15 protein-coding genes are annotated in these 20389 nt (G+C 70.5%); 7 read left to right on the top strand and 8 right to left on the bottom strand.

From position 1 onward, the window contains the following. Window positions 1-108 precede the first annotated feature (108 nt). Entirely contained in the window at window positions 109-1983 is a 1875-nt protein-coding gene (locus tag DK427_RS11825; RefSeq protein ID WP_109951430.1) for a M3 family oligoendopeptidase, read from the bottom strand. A 289-nt stretch (window positions 1984-2272) separates the two neighbouring features. Here DK427_RS11825 and DK427_RS11820 point away from each other — a divergent pair, with 289 nt between their 5' ends. From DK427_RS11820 to DK427_RS11810, 3 genes are all read left to right on the top strand, one after another. Next, window positions 2273-3760, top strand: coding sequence for a sigma-54-dependent transcriptional regulator (locus DK427_RS11820; protein WP_109951429.1), 1488 nt, complete (start codon window positions 2273-2275; stop codon window positions 3758-3760). A 127-nt stretch (window positions 3761-3887) separates the two neighbouring features. Beyond that, window positions 3888-5870: a L,D-transpeptidase family protein gene (locus tag DK427_RS11815; RefSeq protein ID WP_109954123.1), complete on the top strand. Its 1983-nt coding sequence runs from the start codon at window positions 3888-3890 to the stop codon at window positions 5868-5870. A 168-nt stretch (window positions 5871-6038) separates the two neighbouring features. Next, window positions 6039-7559, top strand: coding sequence for a peptidoglycan L,D-endopeptidase MepK (locus DK427_RS11810; protein ID WP_109951428.1), 1521 nt, complete (start codon window positions 6039-6041; stop codon window positions 7557-7559). Window positions 7560-7660: 101 nt separating this feature from the next. Here the strand turns inward: DK427_RS11810 and DK427_RS11805 are convergent, their stop codons facing one another. Beyond that, complete coding sequence (locus tag DK427_RS11805) at window positions 7661-7909, bottom strand: hypothetical protein (RefSeq protein WP_162559774.1); 249 nt, start codon at window positions 7907-7909, stop codon at window positions 7661-7663. Window positions 7910-8088: 179 nt separating this feature from the next. Further along, window positions 8089-10782: a pyruvate, phosphate dikinase gene (gene ppdK / locus DK427_RS11800; protein ID WP_109951426.1), complete on the bottom strand. Its 2694-nt coding sequence runs from the start codon at window positions 10780-10782 to the stop codon at window positions 8089-8091. 407 nt (window positions 10783-11189) lie between these two features. On the opposite strand from ppdK, the gene DK427_RS11795 reads away from it, so the two are divergent. After that, the gene (locus tag DK427_RS11795; RefSeq protein ID WP_109951425.1) at window positions 11190-11399 is read left to right on the top strand and encodes a hypothetical protein; all 210 of its coding nucleotides are present in this window, start codon (window positions 11190-11192) and stop codon (window positions 11397-11399) included. A gap of 14 nt (window positions 11400-11413) precedes the next feature. Here the strand turns inward: DK427_RS11795 and DK427_RS11790 are convergent, their stop codons facing one another. Beyond that, the gene (locus DK427_RS11790; protein WP_109951424.1) at window positions 11414-12181 is read right to left on the bottom strand and encodes an MOSC domain-containing protein; all 768 of its coding nucleotides are present in this window, start codon (window positions 12179-12181) and stop codon (window positions 11414-11416) included. Window positions 12182-12379: 198 nt separating this feature from the next. Here DK427_RS11790 and clpB point away from each other — a divergent pair, with 198 nt between their 5' ends. The 3 genes from clpB to DK427_RS11775 all read left to right on the top strand — a co-directional run bounded on the left by clpB (window position 12380) and on the right by DK427_RS11775 (window position 16548). After that, complete coding sequence (clpB, locus tag DK427_RS11785; RefSeq protein ID WP_109951423.1) at window positions 12380-15010, top strand: ATP-dependent chaperone ClpB; 2631 nt, start codon at window positions 12380-12382, stop codon at window positions 15008-15010. A 112-nt stretch (window positions 15011-15122) separates the two neighbouring features. Next, window positions 15123-16133 (top strand): NAD(P)H-quinone oxidoreductase, encoded by a 1011-nt coding sequence (locus DK427_RS11780; protein ID WP_109951422.1) that lies wholly within the window; start codon window positions 15123-15125, stop codon window positions 16131-16133. Window positions 16134-16242: 109 nt separating this feature from the next. Next, window positions 16243-16548: a hypothetical protein gene (locus DK427_RS11775; RefSeq protein ID WP_109951421.1), complete on the top strand. Its 306-nt coding sequence runs from the start codon at window positions 16243-16245 to the stop codon at window positions 16546-16548. Window positions 16549-16653: 105 nt separating this feature from the next. Here DK427_RS11775 and DK427_RS11770 read toward each other — a convergent pair whose 3' ends face one another. The 4 genes from DK427_RS11770 to DK427_RS11755 all read right to left on the bottom strand — a co-directional run bounded on the left by DK427_RS11770 (window position 16654) and on the right by DK427_RS11755 (window position 20377). After that, window positions 16654-17535: a 3-hydroxybutyryl-CoA dehydrogenase gene (locus DK427_RS11770; RefSeq protein ID WP_109951420.1), complete on the bottom strand. Its 882-nt coding sequence runs from the start codon at window positions 17533-17535 to the stop codon at window positions 16654-16656. 229 nt (window positions 17536-17764) lie between these two features. Next, window positions 17765-18715, bottom strand: a complete 951-nt coding sequence (locus tag DK427_RS11765; RefSeq protein ID WP_109951419.1) for an electron transfer flavoprotein subunit alpha/FixB family protein — start codon at window positions 18713-18715, stop codon at window positions 17765-17767. Window positions 18716-18831: 116 nt separating this feature from the next. Beyond that, the gene (locus DK427_RS11760) at window positions 18832-19581 is read right to left on the bottom strand and encodes an electron transfer flavoprotein subunit beta/FixA family protein (RefSeq protein WP_109951418.1); all 750 of its coding nucleotides are present in this window, start codon (window positions 19579-19581) and stop codon (window positions 18832-18834) included. Between the two features lie 223 nt (window positions 19582-19804). After that, the gene (locus DK427_RS11755) at window positions 19805-20377 is read right to left on the bottom strand and encodes a cob(I)yrinic acid a,c-diamide adenosyltransferase (RefSeq protein ID WP_109951417.1); all 573 of its coding nucleotides are present in this window, start codon (window positions 20375-20377) and stop codon (window positions 19805-19807) included. Window positions 20378-20389: the final 12 nt, after the last annotated feature.

Here is a 20389-nt window from a genome sequence, read left to right as displayed (position 1 = left end):
TCAGCTGTCTCAGGCGAGATAAGCAGCCCGCGCGCCGTCGCCAGGGCCGTGGGGCCCTCCGCCGCGGGTCAGGCCGAAGGTTCCGGTGTGCGAACCGTAAGCGGCTCGTCAGGCCTGCCCCTCCATCGCCTCCAGCTCGGCGATCATGCCCTCGATCATCCCGAGCCCGATCTGCCAGAAGCCCGGATCGCTGGCATCCAGCCCGAAGGGCTTGAGCAGCTCGCCATAGGGCTTCGAGCCGCCGGCCGATAGCAGCGCGAAGTAGCGCTCCACGAAGCCGGCCTCCGCCTTGGCGTAGACGCCGTAGAGCGAGTTCACGAGGCAGTCGCCGAAAGCGTAGGCGTAGACGTAGAAGGGCGAGTGGATGAAGTGCGGGATGTAGGCCCAGTAGGGCTCGTAGCCCGCATCGAGCTGGATCGCCGGCCCAAGCGACTCGGCCTGGACCGATAGCCAGAGCGCGTTGATCTGCTCGGTGGTCAGCTCGCCCTCGGCGCGGGCGAGATGGACCTTCCGCTCGAAGGCGTAGAACGCGATCTGGCGCACCACCGTGTTGATCATGTCCTCGACCTTCGCGGCCAGCATGGCGCGGCGCTGGGTCGTGTCGGTGGTCCCGGCCAGCAGCTTGCGGAAGGTCAGCATCTCGCCGAACACGCTCGCGGTCTCGGCCAGCGTGAGCGGCGTCTGGGCCATCAGGGCGCCGTTGCGGGCGGCCAGCACCTGGTGCACGCCGTGGCCGAGCTCGTGGGCGAGCGTCATCACGTCTCGGGGCTTACCCTGGTAGTTCACCAGCACGTAGGGGTGCACCGAGGGCACGGTGGGGTGCGCGAAGGCGCCGGGCGCCTTGCCGGGCCGGGTCGGCGCGTCGATCCAGCGCTTGTCGAAGAAGCGGCGGGCGATGTCGGCGAGGTCGGGCGAGAAGGCGCCGTAGGCCGAGAGCACCGTGTCGCGGGCCTCGGTCCAGGGAATCGTGCGCTGCTCGACCCGGGGCAGCGGCGCATTGCGGTCCCAGTAGGGCAGGGCCTCGACGCCGAACCACTTCGCCTTCAGGCGATAGTAGCGGTGCGAGAGCCGCGGATAGGCCGCCTGCACGGCATCGACCAGGGCGGCGACCACTTCGGGCTCGACCCGGTTCGAGAGGTGGCGTGCATCCGCCACGTCCTTGAAGCCGCGCCAGCGGTCTGAAATCTCCTTGTCCTTGGCGAGCGTGTTGGTGATCAGCGTGAAGATGCGCAGGTTGCCCCGCAGCACCTCGCTCACCGCCCCGGCGGCCTCGCGGCGCACCGCGCCGTCCGGGTCCTGCAGCTTGTTGAGCGTCGGCTCCAGGGGCAGCATCTCGCCCTGGACGGGGAAGCGAAGCGCCGCGATCGTCTCGTTGAACAGCCGGTCCCAGGCGGCGTTCGAGGTCACCGACTTCTCGAGGAACAGCTTCTCGACGCGATCTTCCAGCTGGTAGGGCTTTTCCCGGCGCAGGTCGGCGATCCAGGGCGCGTAGTGCGCGAGCGGCCCCGATTCCATCGCGGCGTCCAGCACGGAATCCTCGACGCGGTTCAGCTCGAGGGCGAAGAACAGCAACTCGCCCGAGGCGTCGGTGAGGCGCTCGCGGGTATCGCCGTAGAACTTGGCCCGCGCCTCGTCGGTTGTGTCGCCCGAATAGACGAGACCCGCGTAGGACATCAGCTTGCCGAGCAGATCCTCGATGGCCTCGTAGGCGCGCAGAGCCTCGGCCAGCCGCTCGGAGGCGTCCGGCCCGGCCGCCAGCTCGGCGATGCGCCCCGCATAGGCCTGCGCGAAGGCCTTGCAGTCGCGCTCACCCCGCGCGAGGTCGTCGCGGAAGGCCGGGTCGTCGAGGCCGGCATAGAGATCCGAGAGGTCCCATTCGGGCAGTGCGCCGAGATCGACCGCGTGGGCGGTCGCGCGGGCCGCCTGCGCGCTTTCGGCGTTCCGGCAGGGCTGTGCCCCCAGGGCAGCAACACGGTTCGGCATCGGCTGTCACAATCCTTGAGGAGGCCGCCCCAACGGGACGGGCCCCGAACCCGTGGGGCAGGCCGCTGATATCGAGCGGGCCGGCCCCGGCTTCAACCGATGGGCCCGCATCCGCTGTGACAAGCGCACGGATGCCGCGATGCCCGAGATCCCGGCATCGTCGTTAAGCGCGGCTTTACGCATCTGAGCGAGGCTGCTTCTCGAAACGGAACACGTCGCCGACCGTCCGCCGGGCCGGACCCGCTCCCCGGCGCGGCCGGATCGGCGCGCCAGCACGAGGAAAGCCCGCATGACGACCACGGTGCTGATCGTCGACGACGACCCGGTACAGCGCCGCCTCGCCGAGGCCAGCGTGCGCCGGTTCGGCTTCGAGGCGCGCACCGCGGAGAACGGCGCCGAGGCCCTGGCCCTGCTGCGCCGCGAGCCCGATATCGACGTGGTCCTGCTCGACCTCGTCATGCCCGGCGGCCTCGACGGGCTCGGCGTTCTCGCCGAGATGCGCAAGGCCGACATCGACACGCCCGTGATCGTCCAAACCGCCAACGGCTCGATCGACGCCGTGGTGAGCGCCATGCGGGCCGGTGCGGTCGATTTCGTGGTGAAGCCCGCGGGCGCGGAGCGGCTCCAGGTCTCGATCAAGAACGCCCTGCGGGTGGACCAGCTGGAGGAGGAGGTCCGGCGCATGCGCCGCCGCGCCTCCGGCGCGCTGGGCTTCCGCGATCTCGCCTCGAAGAGCCCGGACATGGACCGGGTGATGCGGCTGGCGGAGCGCGCGGCGAAATCCACGATCCCGGTGCTGATCGAGGGTGAATCGGGGGTCGGCAAGGAGGTGCTGGCCCGCGCGATCCAGGGCTCCGGCGACCGGCGCGGCAAGCCCTTCGTCACGGTCAATTGCGGGGCGATCCCGGAGAACCTCGTCGAATCCACCCTGTTCGGCCACGAGAAGGGTGCGTTCACCGGCGCCACGGAGCGGCATACCGGCAAGTTCGTGGAGGCGTCCGGCGGCACGCTCTTCCTCGACGAGATCGGCGAACTCCCCCTCGACGCCCAGGTTAAGCTGCTGCGGGCGCTGCAGGAAGGCGAGGTTGATCCGGTCGGCGCCAAGCGCAGCGTGCGCGTCGACATCCGGCTGATCTCCGCGACCAACCGCTCGCTGCTCGACCTGGTCAAGGCGGGCAAGTTCCGCGAAGACCTCTACTACCGCCTCAACGTCTTCCCGATGACCCTGCCGCCGCTGAGGGCGCGCCGCGAGGATATCCCGGACCTCGTGCGCTCCTTCTGCGCCCGCTTCTCGGCGGAGGAGAGCAAGCGCGTGCGCGGCGTGAGCGCCGAGGCGATGGCGCTGCTCACCCGCTACAGCTGGCCCGGCAACGTGCGCCAGCTCGAGAACGCGCTGTTCCGCGCGGTGGTGCTGGCCGATGGGGACGAGCTGACAGTCTCGGAATTCCCGCAGATCGCCGCCCAGGTCGAGGGCTTCGACATCCGCATCCCGCCCGCGCCCGGCCAGCCGGTCGCCGCGAGTGCGCCGCTGGAGCCGGTGCGCGAGATCGTCCGCGTCGAGGTGCGCGATCCGCACGCGATGTCGCTCGTCGTCGAGGAGACCGGCGAGATGAAGACGATGGAGGCGGTCGAGGCTGAGGTGATCCGCTACGCCCTGCAATATTACCGCGGCCGGATGTCCGAGGTCTCGCGCCGCCTCGGAATCGGCCGATCGACGCTCTACCGCAAGCTGAAGGATCTCGGCCTCGACGACAGGGCCGAGGACGCTGCCGCCTGACCTTCCGGGACCGCCCCGGGCATCGGACCGGTGGGGCTCTGCGCGGGCGCATGCATACGGCAGCGCTTGCTTCGGTTATAGACTCGTCAAGGATCGCGCTGCGCGGTCCGCTCCGAGGAGAGGCATGATGCGCGTCCCGCGCTCCGCCACCATCGCCCTGGCCGCGCTGTTCGCCGGCGCGCTCGTGCCCGCACGGGCCGAGTCCACCAGGGCGGAGCCCGGCAGTGCTCTGCGCACCGCCGCCGTCGAGCCCGACGCGGCGCCCACCGCGTCCGTGTCCGGGGGCACGGAGTCGGCCAAGCCCACCACGCCCGACGAGGCTGTCGGCGTGCCCGCCGAGAGCGTCCCAAAGGCCGGGACGCCCGCCGCCCCGGCCTCCGGCTCGGCGGAGGCGCCCACCGCGGCGCCGGCAGTCCCGAGTGATCCGCAGGCGGCCGCACTCTTCAACCGGCTCGCCGACACGGCCCCCCTCCTCGCCCGCCTCACGGCGAAGGAGCGCGAGGCGATCCGGGCCTTCTACGCGCTCGGTGCGTTCAAGCCGGTCTGGATCGCGGACGGCGCCTACAACCCGGCCGCGAAAGCCGCCGCGGCGCGCCTCGCCGCCGCGGGCGAGGACGGTCTCGACGCGCGCGCCTACCCGGTGCCGAGATCGCCCGATTCGAGCACTGAGGCCGCGGCGATCGCCGACGCGGACCTGAAGCTCTCCGCCGCGATCGCCCTCTACGCCCGCGACGCGCGGGGCGGGCGCGTCAATCTCGCGTCGATCTCCCGCCTGATCACCCCGAGCCTCGATCTGCCTGCGGCCGATACGGTGCTCGCCGCCGTCGCTGGCGCCGGCGCCGAGGCCGGCGCCGTGCTCCAGCGCTACAATCCGCGTCAGCCCGGCTACCTCGCGCTGAAGGCCCGGCTCGCCGCCCTGCGCGGACCGGCCCAGCCGAGCAAATCCGGCCCGGACAAGCCCCTGAAGCTGCCGCCCGGCCCAATGCTCAAGCTCGGGATGCGCGACCCGCGCGTGCCTCTGCTGCGCCAGCATCTCGGCATCGAGGCGCGCGCACCCGGCACCCTCGATCACGGGCCGGGGGAGCCCGACGCCTACGACGCCGGCGTCGCCAAGGCGGTCTCGGCCTTCCAGCGGGCTCGGGGCCTGGCCGCGACCGGCAACCTCAACGCCCAGACCGTGCTGGCGCTGGCCGGCGCCCAGTCGCCGCGGCAGGCGAGCGGCGACGAGGCGGCGCTCATCGTCAACATGGAGCGCTGGCGCTGGCTGCCCGCGGAGCTCGGATCCGACTACGTGCTGGTCAACGTGCCGGAATATCGGCTGCGCGTCTTCCGGCAGGGGCGGCTCCGGGACGAGACGCGGGTGATCGTCGGCAAGACGGAATCGCCCACCCCCCTGTTCTCCGGGATGATGGAGTACGCGGTCGTCAACCCGTCCTGGTACGTGCCGCCCTCGATCCTGAAGACGATGCTGCCGAAGATCGCCGCCTACGGGGGCAAGACCTGGGGCGGCTACGAGGTGGTGCGCCGCGGCGGCCACGTCTCGCTGCGCCAGCCGCCGGGCGAGAAGAATGCGCTCGGCTTCATCAAGTTCATGTTCCCGAACAACCACGCGGTCTACCTGCACGACACGCCCAACCGCTCGCTCTTCGCCCGCTCCGACCGGGCGCTGAGCCACGGCTGCGTGCGGGTCGACGACCCCTTCCGCTTCGCCGATGCGGTCCTGTCCGAGGCCTGGACCAGCGAGCGGCTGAAGAAGCTCATCGGCAAGGGCGAGCGCACGATCCGGCTGGACGAGAAGCTGCCGGTGCACCTCGCCTACTTCACCGCCGAAGTGGACGACCTCGGCAGCTACCGCACGCTGCCCGACATCTACGGCTACGACGCGCCCATGCGCGCCGCGCTTGGCCTGCCGGGCGGGGGCGGGCCGGCCATCGCCCGCGGGCCGAAGGCCCCGGCCGAGTCCCCGCGGCGCGCCGCCGAGATGCCGCGGCCGAAGCCGAAGGTGAGGCAGGCGGCCCGGCCCTCCGTCCGGGTCGAGGCTGCGCCCGTCTACGCCGATCCCGATCCCTGGGCGCCGCGCCCCGCCCCGGTCACGCGCGGCTGGTGGTGAGGATCGCGCGCCTTCAGCGGGGACAAGATTCCGCGAGCGTGCGCCGGAACACTTGCGGGCACGATTTCGCCACGGTCACGCCTTAGCCGTTCGCACACTGAACGGCGTCCGAGGCGAGGACCCGATAACCGCGGATTCACGGTTTTCGGCAACCTTGCCTTCACCACGATGCCCCGAACGGGGCGCGGTAAGAAGGCAACGGCCATCGTGCGCAGGTTTTCCCGCATCCCCCCGGCCGTTTTCCGCCGCCTCGCCCTCGTCTCGGCCGGCTTCGCGCTGGCCTTCGTCGGCACGACGAGCGGGACGCAGGACGCGGTCGCCAACGGCGACACGCGCACGCTCTCGATCTACCACACTCACACCAAGGAGAGCGCCACTGTCACGTTCAAGCGCGACGGGCGCTACGACCGGGCGGGGCTGGACCAGCTGAATTGGCTGCTGCGCGACTGGCGCGTGGACGAGCCGACCAAGATGGATCCACGCCTGTTCGACACGGTGTGGGAGGCCTACCGGCAGGTCGGCTCGTCGGAGCCTATCAACGTGGTCTCGGCCTACCGCTCGCCCGGCACCAACGCGATGCTGCGCCGCCGCTCGAAGATGGTCGCCGAGTACAGCCAGCACACGCTCGGCAAGGCGATGGACTTCTACCTGCCCGACGTCTCGATCGACCAGATCCGGGCCATCGGCATGCAGATGCAGCGCGGCGGGGTCGGCTGGTATCCGCGCTCAGGGTCGCCCTTCGTGCATCTCGATGTCGGCTCGGTCCGCTCCTGGCCGCGCATGACCTACGACCAGCTCGCCCGGCTCTTCCCGGACGGCCGCACTGTGCACTTGCCGAGCGACGGCCACCCGCTGGCCCGCTACGAGGAGGCGCGCGCCTCCATCCTGGCCCGCGGCGGCACGGTGGCGGGCGTGCAGACCCAGATGGCAAGCGCCGAGGAGGACGATGGTCCGAGCGTCAGCCGCTTCCTGGCGAGCCTGTTCGGCGGAGGGTCCGCGAGCGCGCCGACGGCCGCTCAGGCCCCGGCCGCGCGCGGCCGGCGGGCTCCCGTGGTGGTGGCGAGCGCCGATCCCGAGGCGCCGGTCGGCGCCAACGCCGCCCTCGCCTACGCCGCACCGAATGCCAGCGCGGCACTTCGCAACTCGGCGCTCGCACGCGACGGGAGGGCGGATGCCCGGGCCCTGCTCACGGCGGAGCCGACTGCCGCCCCGGCCAGCGCCGAGGCGGCGATCCAGGCGGCCCTCACGCCGCTGCCGCCCAGGCGCCCGAGCGAGTTCGAGGCGGTCGCCGCCACCGCAATCGCCATGCCGCTGCCGCCGCCGCGCCCGGTGCAGTTCGCCGCCGTCGGGGCCGTGGCGCTCCCGGCCGCCGAGCCGCTGCAGAAGGCCGCCTTCCTGCCCCCGCCCGCCCGGCGCACAGCTTTGGTCGCCGCGGACGCCGATCCGAAGCAGCAGCTGCGTGCGCTGTTCGAGGCCGTCGCGGCGGAGGACGCCGCCGTTCCGGTCTCGTCCGCCGCGCCGGTCCGCGTCGCGGCCGCCCGGCCCCGATCCGACGCGCCGCCGGGGACCGTCGTCTCCGACTCGCCGGAGCGGATCACCACCCGCTTCAGCCAGGGCAGCCCGGGCGACGCTCTTGCCAGTCAGCGCTTCAGCGGGTCGGCAACGCGGGGCGTGACGGGCACGCGCTGAGCGCCGCGCCCACGAAAAAGGCAGGCGCCGCCGCGGAATCGCGCACGACCCGCGAGGCCGGCGCCAAATAACAGACATTCAGGCGCGAGGTCGGGACAGGCTCAGCGGCCGCCGCGGGCCTGCGCGGTCGCCAGCGCCGAGACCAGGCCGGCGGCGTAGTCGCCCGTGCCGGCGATGCGCTCCGCATCGGCGCTGCTCTGCGTCGCCACCGCGAAGACCAGCAGTCCCAAGGTCGCGAGACCGCTCAGGCCGCCCAGCGTCCAGAGTCCGGCGCGCTCCAGCGCGCGTGGAAGCCTGACAGACGCAGAATGCTCGGGGATGAAGAGTGGGGAGGGGCTCGGATCGTTCATGGCCGGCATTCCCGCGCGTGGCCTGACGGGCTGGCGCTCGCCGGATCCACTAGCAGTCAACGTGCCGCCACGGCTGAGGTTCGTCGCCGCTGCCGAATTTTTCCACAGGTGTTGCGCCGCTTCGCTAAGGGCGCATGAACGGCCCGGACGCAGGGTCCGGGCCGCCTCCGTTCGGGCGATCAGCCCTCGCCGCCGAGCACCTTGCCGAGCGCTGCCTGGGCTGCGGCGAGGCGCGCGATCGGCACGCGGTAGGGCGAGCAGGACACGTAATCCAGCCCGACCTCCTGGCAGAAGCCGACCGAGGCCGGATCGCCGCCGTGCTCGCCGCAGATGCCGAGCTTGATGTCGCCGCGCGTCTTGCGCCCGCGCTCGACGCCGATGCGCACCAGCTCGCCCACGCCCTCCTGGTCGATCGTCACGAAGGGATCGGCCGGCAGGATGCCCTTCTGGGTGTAGGGGCCCAGGAAGGTCGCGGCGTCGTCGCGCGAGATGCCCAGCGCGGTCTGCGTCAGGTCGTTGGTGCCGAACGAGAAGAACTCCGCCGTCTCGGCGATCTCGGCCGCCTTCAGCGCCGCGCGCGGCAGCTCGATCATGGTGCCGACTTGGTAGTCCAGCGTCGCGCCCGACTCCTCCGAGACCGCCTTCGCCATGGCGTCGATGCGTGCCTTGACGATGTCGAACTCCGCGCGCGTGAAGACGAGCGGCACCATCACCTCCGGCACCACCGGGGAGCCGGTATCCTCGGCGGCCTGCACGGCGGCCTCGAAGATCGCCCGCGCCTGCATCTCGGCGATCTCCGGGAAAGCGATGGCGAGGCGGCAGCCGCGGAAGCCGAGCATCGGGTTGAACTCGGACAGCTCCCGCATCCGGTGCCGGATCTTGTCCTCGGCGACGCCCGTGGCCTTCACGACCTCGGCCACCTCGGCGTCCGAGTGCGGCAAGAACTCGTGCAGCGGCGGGTCGAGCAGGCGGATCGTGACGGGCAGGCCCGACATGATCTTGAACAGCTCCACGAAGTCCTGGCGTTGGTAGGGAAGGATCTTGGCGAGCGCCGCGCGGCGGCCCTCCGCGTCGTCGGCCAGGATCATCTCGCGCACGGCGATGATGCGGTCGCCCTCGAAGAACATGTGCTCGGTGCGGCAGAGGCCGATGCCCTCGGCGCCGAAGTTGCGCGCGGTGCGGGCGTCGTTCGGGGTGTCGGCGTTGGTACGGACCTTCATCGTCCGGTGCGCGTCGGCCCAGCCCATCAGCTGCGCGAAGTCGCCGGAGAGCTCGGGCTCCAGCATCTTCACCTCGCCCTGGAGCACCTGGCCCGTCGAGCCGTCGATGGTCAGCCGGTCGCCGGCCTTCAGGGTCACGCCGCCGACCGTCAGGGTCTTGGCCTTGTAGTCGATGCGGATCGAGCCGACGCCCGAGACGCAGGGCTTGCCCATGCCGCGGGCGACCACCGCCGCGTGGCTGGTCATGCCGCCGCGGGTGGTGAGAATGCCCTCGGAGGCATGCATGCCGTGGATGTCCTCCGGCGAGGTCTCGATGCGCACGAGAATGCACTTGCGCTCGGCCTTCTTGCAGGCCTCGGCGTCCTCGGAGTTGAACACGATCTCGCCGGTCGCCGCGCCCGGCGAGGCGGGCAGGCCCGAGGCGATGATCTTGCGCTCGGCCTTCGGGTCGATCGTCGGGTGCAGGAGCTGGTCGAGCGCGCCCGGCTCGACGCGCAGGACGGCCTCCTTCTCCGAGATCAGACCCTCGCTGGCGAGGTCGACCGCGATCTTCAGCGCCGCCTTGGCGGTGCGCTTGCCGTTTCGGGTCTGGAGCATCCAGAGCTTCCCGCTCTCGATGGTGAACTCCATGTCCTGCATGTCGCGGTAGTGCTTCTCGAGGATCCCGTAGATGCGGGTCAGCTCGGCGAAGCTCTCCGGCATCGCCTTCTCCATCGAGGGCTTATCGGACTTCGCCTCGATGCGCGCCTTCTCGGTGATGTCCTGGGGCGTGCGGATGCCCGCCACCACGTCCTCGCCCTGAGCATTGATCAGGAACTCGCCGTAGAGCGCGCGCTCGCCGGTGGAGGGGTTGCGGGTGAAGGCGACGCCCGTGGCCGAGGTGTCGCCCATGTTGCCGAAGACCATGGCCTGGACGTTGACGGCCGTGCCCCAGCTCTCCGGGATCTGGTTCAGCTCACGGTACTTCTTGGCGCGTGGGATCATCCAGGAGTCGAACACCGCGCCGATCGCGCCCCAGAGCTGGTCCTGGGCGTCCTGCGGGAAGTCCGAGCCGTGCTCCTCACGCACGATCTTCTTGTAGGTCTGGATCAGCGTCTTCCAGTCCTCGGCCCCGAGCTCGGTGTCGAGCTCGACGCCCTTGCCCTCCTTGTAGTGTTCCAGCGCCTCCTCGAAGGCGTGGTGCTCCACGCCCAGCACCACGTTCGAGTACATGGTGATGAAGCGGCGGTAGGAATCGTAGGCGAAGCGCTCGTCGCCGGCGTTCTTGGCGAGCGCCAGGACGGTGGTGTCGTTGAGGCCGAGGTTGAGCACCGTGTCCATCATGCCCGGCATCGAGGCCCGGGCGCCCGAGCGGACCGAGACGAGCAGCGGGCTCTCCGCATCGCCGAAGGTCCGGCCGGTCAGCCCGCCGACCTTGGCGAGCGCCTCATCGACCTGCCCCTTCAACTCAGGCGGGTATTGCCGCTCGTGCGCGTAGTAGTAGGTGCAGACTTCCGTGGTGATGGTGAAGCCGGGGGGCACGGGAAGGCCGAGATTGGACATCTCGGCGAGGTTCGCGCCCTTGCCGCCGAGCAACTCGCGCATCTGCGACTTGCCCTCGGCCTTGCCGTCGCCGAAGGCGTAGACCCACTTCGCGCTGCCCTGGCTCGCCATGTCGTTGTCCGTCCATTCAGAGGGTGACGTGACCGTGACCGGTCATTGATCGCGGGTTGGACCATCTTGCCCTGCAACGCAAGGTGAACGCCAACTGCGTGGTGGATCCCGACCCCCGGCTGTCTCGTCCGCAGGAAGAGCCGCGCGGCTCGGACGACCCCGCGGGGCGGGCAAAGGCCGATCAGCGCTGCGACGATCGGGTCGCAGATCGCCGGGCGAAGCTTGGCCGCAAGGGGGCGCGCGGTGGCCGCTCCGCCTCCCGTCGGTGCATTTCGCGCGTCGCTTGCCGCTCGCTCCGGGGCGCGGCGAGCATCGTGAATACTTTGCCGATTGCTCAAGGCCGGCTCTTAAGCCTGAATTAACCAGCGTGAAGAATATTCGTGTGGTCAGAAGGGACCGCGATAACGATGCTTCACGCCGACCCGCTCCACCAGCGACCCGCCCTCGTGCATCCGAGCATTCTCGCCCACGCCCTCGATCATCTGATCCCGACGGCGCGGTCCCGTGCCGAGGTCTGGCAGATGCTGACCGACCGCTACACGGTCGATCTCGACGCCGTCGCCGCCCTGCTCCCGGCCGAGGATCCGGAGCCGCGCTGGCTGCTCGCCCGCGACTGACGCGGCGGCACCCCTCAGCGCACCACGCTCAGGCGGTCCCCTTCGGCCAGCGCACCGCCCGCGATCACCTCGGCGTAGATGCCGCAATCCCGATGGCCGAGGCGGGCGTCGAGCGTCCAGGGAATGTCTAGGTCGCGGATCCCGCTCGCCGGATCGACGTTGGTGGCGGCGCAGCGCTGGGTGCGCTGCGTGAGCTTGAGGCGCAGTCCGCTCGGCGCCTCGATGACCGCGCCGGACATCGCCAACTCCGCCCATGGCTCCAGCCCCGCGACCAGGAGATTGCCGCGGAAGCGCCGCGGATCGACCGGCGCGCCGACGAAATCCTCGATCGCCCGCACGCTCGCAAGGTTGATGAGCGAGACGAAGCCGATCTTCGAATCGGTGAAGCGGTACTGCGGCGGCGCCTCCAGGACCCGGGGCTCCCCGCGCAGCGAGGCCGGCAGCAGGCGCCGCACGAGGTCCTCCAGCACGCGCCGCCCCTCGGGCGTGTCGAGCTTCGCTGCGTAGGTCTCGCCCTCCGCCTCGACATGGAGCGTCGCGGTCGCGTCCTCGTAGCGGGTGCGCAGGCGCGCCAGGGCCTCTTCGCGCATCAGCATCAGGTACTTGGTCTTCGGCTGGTGCCGGGGCGCTGCCGGGTTGAAGCCCGAATCCCCGTTCTCGACGGCGTAGAGCCGGTCGCCCGGAAAGTAGCCGCTGGTCTCCAGCGCGGCACGCTCCACCCGCTCGGGACTGAAGCCCTTCACGGGGTAGCGGTAGAGGGCTTGGATCGCGAGCGTGGCCATGTCCGCAGCCTGCCCCTGAATAGCCCGCGCGCGCAAGAGGATTACGGACCCTTGTGGTGCGCAAATGCAACACCACATGCCCTGTACCGGCGGCCCCAACGGCGCCGGGGCCCTCGCGCGGTGGATAGCCGGAGGGCGACGTTTCGGTGGCGCCGCGCCTCATCGCGGGCGGCGGATGCCGGTACGGGAGGGTTGTGCATGAATTTCGAGAAGTACACCGAGCGCGCCCGCGGCTTCGTGCAGGCGGCCCAGAACCTCGCGATGCGCGAGGGCCATCCCCAACTGCAGCCGGGCCATCTCCTGAAGGTGCTGCTCGACGATCCCGAAGGCCTCTGCGCCGGGCTGATCGACCGGGCCGGCGGGCAGTCGCGCGTGGCGCTCGCACAGGTCGAGCAGTGGCTCGCCAAGCAGCCCAAGGTATCCGGCAATTCCGCGCCGCCCCAGGCGACGCGCGATCTCGTGCGCCTGTTCGACACCGCCGAGAAGGCCGCCGAGAAGGCGGGCGATTCCTACGTCACCGTCGAGCGGCTGCTGCTCGCGCTGACCGTCGAGGGCAACAGCGAGGCCGGCCGCGCGCTTCAGGCCGCGGGCGTCACCCCCGCCTCGATCAACGCCGCGATCAACGCGCTCCGCAAGGGCCGCACCGCCGACAACGCGAGCGCCGAGAACGCCTACGACGCGCTGAAGAAGTACGCCCGCGACCTCACGGAGGCCGCACGCGAGGGCAAGCTCGACCCGGTGATCGGCCGCGACGAGGAGATCCGCCGCACGATCCAGGTGCTCTCCCGGCGCACCAAGAACAACCCCGTGCTGATCGGCGAGCCCGGCGTCGGCAAGACCGCCATCGTCGAGGGGCTGGCGCTGCGCATCGTCAACGGCGACGTGCCGGAATCCCTGCGCGAGAAGAGCCTGCTGGCGCTCGACATGGGTGCCCTGATCGCGGGCGCCAAGTATCGCGGCGAGTTCGAGGAGCGGCTGAAGGGCGTGCTCTCCGAGGTGACCGCGGCCGAGGGCGGCATCATCCTGTTCATCGACGAGATGCACACGCTGGTCGGCGCCGGCAAGGCGGACGGGGCGATGGACGCCTCGAACCTGCTCAAGCCCGCCCTCGCCCGCGGCGAGCTGCACTGCGTCGGCGCCACCACCCTCGACGAGTACCGCAAGCACGTCGAGAAGGACGCGGCGCTCGCCCGCCGCTTCCAGCCGGTCTTCGTCTCGGAGCCCACCGTCGAGGACACGGTGTCGATCCTGCGCGGCATCAAGGAGAAGTACGAGCAGCACCACGGGGTGCGGATCCAGGATTCCGCGCTCGTCGCGGCGGCCATGCTGTCGAACCGCTACATCACGGACCGCTTCCTGCCCGACAAGGCGATCGATCTCGTGGACGAGGCGGGCTCGCGCCTGCGCATGCAGGTCGATTCGAAGCCGGAGGAACTTGACAACGTCGACCGCGAGATCGTGCGGCTGAAGATCGAGGGCGAGGCGCTGAAGAAGGAGACGGACTCCGCCTCCCGCGACCGGTTGCAGCGCCTGGAGAAGGAGCTTGCCGACCTCGAGGAGCAGTCCGCCACCATCACCGCGCGCTGGAAGGCCGAGAAGGACAAGCTCGGCGCCGCCGCCGAGCTGAAGAAGCGGCTCGACGAGGCCAGGACCGAGCTGGCCGCCGCCCAGCGCCAGGGCCAGTACCAGCGCGCGGGCGAGCTCGCCTACGGCGTGATCCCCGGGCTGGAGAAGCAGCTCGCCGAGATCGAGGCCAAGGCCGAGAGCGCCGTCGCGCGCGACGGCATGGTCGAGGAGGCGGTGACGCCGGCCCATATCGCGGGCGTCGTCTCGCGCTGGACCGGCGTGCCCGTCGACAAGATGCTGGAGGGCGAGCGCGAGAAGTTGCTGGCGATGGAGGAGGCGCTGGCCAAACGCGTCGTCGGGCAGCGCGAGGCTGTGGAGGCGGTCTCGACCGCGGTCCGCCGGGCGCGCGCGGGCTTGCAGGATCCGAACCGGCCGATCGGCTCGTTCATGTTCCTGGGCCCGACCGGCGTCGGCAAGACCGAGCTGACCAAGGCACTCGCCGGCTTCCTGTTCGACGATGACACCGCCTTGGTGCGCATCGACATGTCCGAGTACATGGAGAAGCACGCGGTGGCCCGCCTCATCGGCGCGCCTCCGGGCTATGTCGGCTACGAGGAGGGCGGCGCGCTCACCGAGGCCGTGCGCCGCCGGCCCTATCAGGTCGTGCTGTTCGACGAGGTCGAGAAGGCGCATCCGGACGTGTTCAACGTCCTCCTGCAGGTGCTCGACGACGGGCGCCTGACGGACGGTCAGGGCCGGACGGTCGACTTCCGTAACACGCTCCTGATCATGACATCCAATCTCGGGGCCGAGTATCTGGTGAACCAGCCCGCGGGCCAGGACACCGATGCCGTCCGCGACGAGGTGATGGGCGTGGTGCGCGGCCATTTCCGGCCGGAATTCCTGAACCGGATCGACGAGATCATCCTGTTCCACCGCCTCCAGCGCGGCGAGATGGGAGCCATCGTCGATATCCAGCTCGGGCGGCTGCAGAAGCTCCTCGACGAGCGCAAGATCGCGCTCGACGTGGATCAGGAGGCCCGCACCTGGCTCGCCGACAAGGGCTACGACCCGGCCTACGGGGCGCGGCCGCTGAAGCGGGTGATCCAGAAGAACGTGCAGGACCCGCTGGCGGAACTGCTGCTCTCGGGCCGCATCCACGACGGCGAGGAGGTCCCGGTCACCGCGGGCCCGATGGGCCTGATGATCGGCGACGTCACGGTCGGCGCCGAGCGCCGGCCGCCGAGCGTGGCCCTGAACTGACCCGCATCGCAGGAGCCTCGGCGCCGGGGCTCCTCGCTTGTGGGCGGACCCGGACGCCTTGTCGCCCGGCCGGCCCGCGGCAGGTATCTCTGGCCTGAACGAGGAGATTCCGATGCCCGCGACGCCACCCGAGACCATGCGCCAGCTCCGCTACGACGGCGCGGGCGGGCCCGAGGTGATCAAGCTCGAGACCGCGCCCGTGCCGCGTCCCGGGCCCGGCCAGGTTCTGATCGAGGTGGTGGCCGCCGGCATAAACCGGCCGGATCTGATGCAACGGCAGGGCAAGTACCCGCCGCCGAAGGGCGCGACCGACGTGCCGGGCCTGGAGGTCAGCGGCCGTGTCGTGGCTTTGGGCGAGGGCGTGAGCGCGCCCGCGCTCGGCGACGAGGTCTGCGCCCTGGTGATCAGCGGCGGCTACGCGGAGTTCGCGGTGGCCGAGGCCGCCCAGTGCCTGCCCCGGCCGAAGGCCCTGTCGCTGTCGGATGCGGGCGGCATCCCCGAGACCTTCTTCACTGTGTACTCCAACGTGATCCAGCGCGGGCGGCTCGCCGCGGGCGAGAGCTTTCTCGTCCACGGCGGTTCGAGCGGCATCGGCTCCACGGCGATCCAGATCGCCAAGGCGCAGGGCGCCAAGGTCTTCGCGACGGCCGGCTCGGCGGAGAAGTGCCGCTTCTGCGAGGAACTGGGGGCCGACCACGCGATCAACTATCGCGAGGCCGACTTTGCCGAGGAGATTGCCCGCCTCACCGACGGACGCGGCGTCGACGTCATCCTCGACATGATCGGGGCGAGCTACCTGCAGCGAAACCTCACCTCCCTCGCTGTCGAGGGGCGCCTCGTGCTGATCGCCCTGATGGGCGGCTACAAGGTGGATGGGCTCAACATCACGCCCGTGATGCTGAAGCGCCTGACCTTCACGGGCGCGACGCTCCGCCCCCGACCAAAGGCCGACAAGGCCGAGATCGCGCAGGGTCTCGCCCGCGATGTCTGGCCGAAGCTCGACGCGGGCGAGATCCGGCCGGTGATCCACGCGACGTTTCCGTTCGAGGAGGCGCGCAAGGCCCACGAACTGATGGAGTCGAGCGCGCATCTCGGCAAGATCCTGCTGTTGACCGGCCGCTGAAACGGGCTCGGACAGGAACCCCGCCAAGCACAGCCGCGTTGGCCGCCCAGATCATCCATTGGGCAGCCGCCGCCCGAAGTATCGGCGCGGCACGCGAGCGAGGAAAAGCATGACCGAGAACCTGAACAAGACTGAAGCCCGCCAGGGCGAGCGCGGCAAGCCGGTGCTCGGCGTGCTCCTCGGGAGCCTTGCGCTGCTCGCCGTGGCGCTCGTCGGCCTGATGATGTGGAACGGTGCCAACGCGCCGAAGGACTATGCCAGCCAGAGCCAGGACGCCTCGCGGCAGGAGGTGACCGGCTCGGTCAACGGCAAGTCCAACGCGCCGTCCTCGGCCAATTCCGGCAACGTGCCGGCCGAGAACCCGGCCTATCCGCAGCCTTCGCAGCCGAGCGCCAACCCGGCCCAGCCGAAGTAAGGCGGGCGGGGGCGCCCAGGCCGCCCTCCCCTCCGACCGACACGAGAGAGGCCGGGACGCGCCAGCGTCCCGGCCTCTCTCGTGTCGGTGGATGGTCGATGCGGCTCAGCGCGTCGGCACGGGCGTCGGCCCGCGGTAATCGTAGAAGCCGCGCTTGGTCTTGCGGCCGAGCCAGCCGGCCTCGACGTATTTCACCAGGAGCGGGCACGGGCGGTACTTCGAGTCGGCCAGCCCGTCGTAGAGGACCTGCATCACCGACAGGCAGGTGTCGAGGCCGATGAAGTCGGCGAGCTGGAGCGGGCCCATCGGGTGGTTCGCGCCGAGCCGCATGGCGGTGTCGATCGACTCGACAGAGCCCACGCCCTCGTAGAGCGTGTAGATCGCCTCGTTGATCATCGGCAGCAGGATGCGGTTGACGATGAAGGCCGGGAAGTCCTCGGACATGGTCGAGGTCTTGCCGAGCTTGGCGATGAAGGCCTTGGCGGACTCGTAGGTCTGGTCCTCGGTCGCGATGCCGCGGATCAGCTCCACGAGCTGCATCACCGGCACCGGGTTCATGAAATGGATGCCGATGAAGCGCTCGGGGCGGTCGGTCGCGGCGGCGAGCCGCGTGATCGAGATCGACGAGGTGTTGGTCGCCACCACCGCGTCGGGCTTCAGCGAGGCACAGAGCGTCGAGAAGATCTCGCGCTTGACCGCCTCGTTCTCGGTGGCCGCCTCGATCACGAGGTCGCAGTCGCCGAGATCCGCGAAGCTGCGCGCCGGCTTGATCCGCTCGCGCGCGCTCCGGCTGGTCGCCTCGTCGATCGCGCCCTTCGAGACGAGCTTGGCGAGGCTGGCGTCGATGGTGCCCAGCCCCGCCTCAATCCGGTCCGCCTCGCGGTCGTTCAGGCGCACGTCGAGGCCCGCGGCCGCGCAGACCTGCGCGATCCCGCTGCCCATCTGTCCCGCGCCGATGATGCCGACCCGATTGATGTCGATAGTCATGTCCCGATCCGAGTCCTTCCCCGCAGCCGGACCGATGGCCGACCCGTTTGGAACACGAGAGCCGCGACGCGCCGGCCGCCCCGTGATCCAGAAGTCTTCTAGCCCGCGTTCGCGGACCGGCGAAACCCTCGGCGTGCGCCCGACCGATCACGCGCGCTGGCCGCCGGAGGGTTCCTCCGGCGGCGCCGCGTTCCGTCCGGACCGTCCGAGGGTGCCGGCCGCTCCGCGATCAGTCCTTCGCCTTGGCGATCTCGGCCTGCAAGTCCGGCACCACCTGGAACAGGTCGCCCACGAGGCCGTAATCGGCCACCTGGAAGATCGGCGCGTCCTCGTCCTTGTTGATCGCCACGATCACCTTCGAGTCCTTCATGCCGGCCAGGTGCTGGATCGCGCCCGAGATGCCGACGGCCACGTAGAGGTCGGGGGCCACGACCTTGCCGGTCTGGCCGACCTGCCAGTCGTTCGGGGCGTAGCCGGCATCGACCGCCGCGCGCGAGGCGCCGACCGCGGCGCCGAGCGCGTCGGCCAGCGGCTCGATCAGCTCCCTGAACTTCTCGGCCGATCCCAGCGAGCGGCCGCCCGACACGATGAACTTGGCCGAGGCCAGTTCCGGACGGTCGGACTTGGCGATCTCCTCGCCCTTGAACGACGAGCCGCCGGCCTCCGGCGCGGCGGCCGAGACGGCCTCGACGGCGGCGGACGCGCCGCCCTCGCCTGCCGGCTTGAAGGCCGCGGTCCGCACCGTGATCACCCGCTTCGGGCCCGGCGCCTGCACGGTCTGGATCGCGTTGCCGGCGTAGATCGGCCGCTCGAACGTGTCGGGCGAGACCACCTTGATGATGTCGGAGACCTGCGCGACGTCGAGGAGCGCGGCGGCGCGCGGCAGAACGTTCTTGCCCGTGGTGGTGGCCGCCGCCACGATCGCCTCGTAGGGCTCGGCGATCGCCGCGATCAGCGCGCCCACGGGCTCGGCGAGGTCGTGGTCGTAGAGGCTCTCCTCGGAGTTGAGCACCTTCTCGACGCCGTCGAGCTTGGCCGCGGCCTCGGCCGCCGCCTTCGAGCCCGAGCCCAGCACCAGGGCGTGGACGGGCTGGCCCAGTTCCTTGGCGGCGGTCAGCGCCTTCAGAGAGCCGTCCTTGATCTGGCCGTTGGCGTGCTCGACGTACAGAAGCGTTGTCATGCGGGCGATCCTGAGCTTCTAGGCGGCGCCGTACGGCGGCCTGCCGGCGATGGGATCCGGGCCGCGACGTGAAGCCGGGCCCGGTGGCGGTCGCGGCCCTGTGCGGGCCGGCGGCGTCAGAAGACGCCGGCCTCGACCTTGAGCTTCTGCACCAGCTCGGAGGCCGAGCCGACCTTGACGCCGGCCGAGCGGCCCGGGGGCTCGGCGGTCTTCAGGACCGTCAGGCGCGGGGTGACGTCCACACCGAGGGCGTCGGGCGCGAGCTCCTCCAGCGGCTTCTTCTTCGCCTTCATGATGTTGGGGAGCGAGGCGTAGCGCGGCTCGTTGAGGCGCAGGTCCGTCGTGACGATGGCCGGCAGCTGGAGCGCCACCGTCTGGAGGCCGCCATCGACCTCGCGGGTCACGTCGATCGAGCCGTCGCCGACCTCCAGCTTGAACGCGAAGGTGCCCTGCGGCCAGCCGAGGAGCGCGCCGAGCATCTGGCCGGTCTGGTTGGAATCGTCGTCGATCGCCTGCTTGCCGAGGATGACGAGTTCGGGACTTTCCTTCTCGACCACGGCCTTGAGGAGCTTGGCCACCGCCAGCGGCTCGCAGCTCACGTCGGTCTTGATCAGGATGGCGCGGTCGGCGCCCATGGCGAGGGCCGTGCGCAGGGTCTCCTGCGCCTGCTGCGGGCCGATCGAGACGGCGACGATCTCGGTGACCTTGCCCTTCTCCTTCAGACGGATCGCCTCCTCGACCGCGATCTCGTCGAAGGGGTTCATCGACATCTTCACGTTGGCGAGCTCAACGCCCGATCCGTCGGCCTTCACGCGGATCTTCACGTTGTAGTCGACGACCCGCTTGACGGGCACCAGAACCTTCATGGGGGCCAACTTCCTCCGCGGGACTTCTTCGCTGCTGACGCGCGGGCGCGACGCATCCTCCAGGGACGCCTCGCGGCCGGCACAGGGCGCGGACCGTAGCGGCCACATTTCCGCCTTGTCAACGCGGCGCGAAAGACCCGCTTTCGAAAAGCCGGGCGGTCCCCGGTCCAGGGAATTTGGGGGGAGCGGTACGGCGTCGCGGCGCCGGATCAGCGGCTCTGGTTCAGCGGTTCTTGCCCGGAACCCAGAGCACGTCGTCGGCACCGTCGCCGTTTGCCGCGCGGCTCGCTACGAACAGGAAATCCGAGAGCCGGTTGAGGTATTGCAGTGCTTCCGCCGAGACCGTCTCGCCCTCGCTCGCGGCGAGCTGCACGGCGAGGCGCTCGGCCCGGCGGCAGACCGTGCGGGCCAAATGGAGCGCGGCCGCGGCCGGCGATCCGCCCGGCAGCACGAAGGATTTCAGCGGCGGGATCACCGCGTTCAGGGCGTCGATGTCGTCCTCGAGCCGCTTCACCTGTGCGGCCACCACGCGCAGCGGCTCGTAGGGCAGCGGCTCGGGCGTCGGCGGCGTCGCGAGGTCGGCGCCGAGATCGAACAGGTCATTCTGGATAGCGGCGAGCATCGCGTCGAGCCGAGGCTCGGCGTGCAACCGCGCCAATCCAATGCAGGCATTGGTCTCGTCGACCGTACCGTAGGTCTCGACCCTGAGATCGGCTTTGGAGCGGCGCTGCCCGTCGGCCAGCGCCGTGGTGCCCTTGTCCCCTGTGCGCGTGTAGATCCGGTTCAGCTTGACCACGGGCGCACCTCG

This window comes from Methylobacterium radiodurans, from assembly GCF_003173735.1.
GTDB lineage: Bacteria > Pseudomonadota > Alphaproteobacteria > Rhizobiales > Beijerinckiaceae > Methylobacterium > Methylobacterium radiodurans.
This window is presented reverse-complemented; position numbering and strand designations above follow the sequence as displayed.

Coding starts and splice junctions, on each gene's coding strand:
- DK427_RS11825 (WP_109951430.1), bottom strand. CDS start 1,983: ATGCCGAACCGTGTTGCTGCCCTGGGGGCACAGCCCTGCCGGAACGCC.
- DK427_RS11820 (WP_109951429.1), top strand. CDS start 2,273: ATGACGACCACGGTGCTGATCGTCGACGACGACCCGGTACAGCGCCGC.
- DK427_RS11815 (WP_109954123.1), top strand. CDS start 3,888: ATGCGCGTCCCGCGCTCCGCCACCATCGCCCTGGCCGCGCTGTTCGCC.
- DK427_RS11810 (WP_109951428.1), top strand. CDS start 6,039: ATGCCCCGAACGGGGCGCGGTAAGAAGGCAACGGCCATCGTGCGCAGG.
- DK427_RS11805 (WP_162559774.1), bottom strand. CDS start 7,909: ATGAACGATCCGAGCCCCTCCCCACTCTTCATCCCCGAGCATTCTGCG.
- ppdK (WP_109951426.1), bottom strand. CDS start 10,782: ATGGCGAGCCAGGGCAGCGCGAAGTGGGTCTACGCCTTCGGCGACGGC.
- DK427_RS11795 (WP_109951425.1), top strand. CDS start 11,190: ATGCTTCACGCCGACCCGCTCCACCAGCGACCCGCCCTCGTGCATCCG.
- DK427_RS11790 (WP_109951424.1), bottom strand. CDS start 12,181: ATGGCCACGCTCGCGATCCAAGCCCTCTACCGCTACCCCGTGAAGGGC.
- clpB (WP_109951423.1), top strand. CDS start 12,380: ATGAATTTCGAGAAGTACACCGAGCGCGCCCGCGGCTTCGTGCAGGCG.
- DK427_RS11780 (WP_109951422.1), top strand. CDS start 15,123: ATGCCCGCGACGCCACCCGAGACCATGCGCCAGCTCCGCTACGACGGC.
- DK427_RS11775 (WP_109951421.1), top strand. CDS start 16,243: ATGACCGAGAACCTGAACAAGACTGAAGCCCGCCAGGGCGAGCGCGGC.
- DK427_RS11770 (WP_109951420.1), bottom strand. CDS start 17,535: ATGACTATCGACATCAATCGGGTCGGCATCATCGGCGCGGGACAGATG.
- DK427_RS11765 (WP_109951419.1), bottom strand. CDS start 18,715: ATGACAACGCTTCTGTACGTCGAGCACGCCAACGGCCAGATCAAGGAC.
- DK427_RS11760 (WP_109951418.1), bottom strand. CDS start 19,581: ATGAAGGTTCTGGTGCCCGTCAAGCGGGTCGTCGACTACAACGTGAAG.